The following is a 249-nucleotide window of genomic DNA, read 5'->3' on the forward strand; positions in this document are numbered from 1 at the left end:
CACAAGCTTAAGGGCTAATCCGCGTTCGCTCGCCGCTACTGACGGAATCTCAATTGATTTCTGTTCCTAAGGGTACTTAGATGTTTCAGTTCCCCTCGTTCGCTTCACATACCTATGTATTCAGCATGTGATACCTGCCTTATGACAGGTGGGTTTCCCCATTCGGAAATCTCCGGGTCAAACAGTTGTTTGCCACCTAACCGGAGCTTATCGCAGGCTACAACGTCCTTCATCGCCTCTGGCTGCCAA

General features: G+C 49.8%; 1 rRNA gene. It reads right to left on the reverse strand.

From position 1 onward, the window contains the following. Positions 1–249: ribosomal RNA gene (locus MWU49_RS17705) — 23S ribosomal RNA — on the reverse strand; the annotation flags it as partial.

The organism is Alcanivorax sp. S6407 (assembly GCF_023016115.1).
Classification (GTDB): domain Bacteria; phylum Pseudomonadota; class Gammaproteobacteria; order Pseudomonadales; family Alcanivoracaceae; genus Alcanivorax.